The sequence below is a fragment of the Flavobacterium sp. genome, from assembly GCF_031363805.1.
GTDB lineage: Bacteria > Bacteroidota > Bacteroidia > Flavobacteriales > Flavobacteriaceae > Flavobacterium.
In genome coordinates this window covers 1-1,979 of record NZ_JANLVD010000156.1, presented here as the reverse complement: position 1 = coordinate 1,979, position 1,979 = coordinate 1, and the positions used below count along the sequence as shown (strand labels likewise).

The 1,979-nt window shown below is 28.9% G+C and carries 1 protein-coding gene; it reads left to right on the top strand.

Features of this window, described 5'->3' with window-relative positions; translation table 11 throughout:
• On the top strand, positions 1-1,676 hold a 1,676-nt coding region (locus RMN92_RS09345), incomplete at its 5' end, for a M28 family peptidase (RefSeq protein ID WP_309609190.1).
• Positions 1,677-1,979: the final 303 nt, after the last annotated feature.

The following is a 1,979-nucleotide window of genomic DNA, read 5'->3' as shown; positions in this document are numbered from 1 at the left end:
TGAATGCAAATCCGAAATTTCCCATTTCAAATTCGCTTATGTACAGCATTTATAAAATGTTGCCAAACGATACCGATTTGACAGCTTTTAGAAAAATAAGAAATATTCAGGGATTTAATTTCGCCAATATTGACAGTCATTTTAACTACCACACACAACAGGATAATTTTGAAAATACTGATGAAAAGTCGCTAGCTCATAAAGCCGACTATTTAATGCCGTTGATGAAACATTTTTCAAATTTTGATTTAAAAATGCTAACCTCATCAAGAGAAAATGTGTATTGCAACACGCCTTTTGGTTTTATAAACTACTCGTTTGATTACATATTTCCGATGTTGATTTTGGCGGTAATTTTGTTTTTGGTTTTAATTTTTACAGGAATTAAAAGAAAACTGATTATTGCCAAAGAAATTTTTAAAGGTTTTGTTCCTTTATCTTTAAGTATAATTTCGGCTGGTGGATTAACATTTTTAGGTTGGAAATTACTCTTGGTTTTATATCCGCAATACAACGATATTCCACAAGGATTTACCTATAATGGTCATGATTATATGATGGCGTTTGTGTTTTTTAGCTTGTCGATTTGTTTTTTAATGTACAATCGATTAAAAGTTGAAAATTCGATGTCTCATTTTATTGGGCCTTTGCTTTTTTGGATGGTTATTAATTTGGGTGTTGCTTTCAAACTTCAGGGCGCTTCGTTTTTTATTCTTCCTGTATTTTCTGGTTTGGCTATGCTGGCGGTTTATATTTTTACTTTAAAAAATTATTGGTTCCTAAATATTATTCTCGCATTGCCAACTTTAATTTTAGTAGTTCCGTTCATTCATTTATTCCCAATTGGTTTAGGTTTGAAAATTATGTTTGGAAGTGCTATTTTGGTGGTTTTGTGTTTTACATTATTGTTGCCACTTTTTGGAAATTATATTGATAAAGAAAAATGGGCCGTTTTGTTTGGTGTGTTTGTCTTGTTTTTTGTGATTAAAGCGCATTTAAATTCTGATTATTCGAATACAAATAAAAAACCCAATAGTTTGGTATACTTTTTTGATCATGATAAAAACAAATCCTATTTTGCAACTTACGATTTGAAAATTGATGAATGGACTTCGCAATTTCTAACTAAAAACCCTAAAAAAGCGACCGAAATAAATAAAGCTTTGCCTTACAGCAAATACAATTCGGGTTTTTCTTTTATGACCGATGCGCCGAATCAAAATCTTAAAAAATCTGAAGTTGCTTTTTATACAGATACATTGGTTTATTCGGAGAAACTCAAAAAGAATATGCGTTGGATTCAACTAGAAGTTACGCCATCATTTGGACAAACCATTAATAGATATGATTTTTTTATCGATAAAAAAGTAGATATTTATAATGTTGCTTATTTTGATTCAGATGATTATAGAACCAATTATTCGAAATATGAGCGAACAGAAAATCAGTTTTTTAGAAGTTATCCTGTAAATGATAGACCAATCAATTTTAAATTTGAAGTAGACCCGAATGAGAAATTTGATTTGGGAATTCTAGAATCTTCGTTTGATTTGTTAAACAATTTGGAAACATCAAAATCGAAACGATCAGATTATATGATGCCAAAACCATTTGTAATTAATGATGCAAGAATGTTGAAACAAACTTTTAGAATTGAAAAATATGATAAAAATTAGCTAATCAATTAGCATAGAATTTAAACACAAATTTCACTAATTTGCACAAATTAATTAGTGAAAATTAGTGCAATTAGTGTAAAATCTTGTATCGTGATTTAACTTCTTAGAGTTTATAATAGTTATATAAAAATTACAATAAATGACACAAATTAGTATTTTAGGTTGCGGTTGGTTGGGTTTTCCATTAGCGAAAGCATTTATTTTGGATGGGTTTTCAATAAAAGGATCTACAACTTCAGAAGATAAGTTATTAATTTTAAAAAATAATAATATCAATCCTTATTTGATATCTTTAAATGA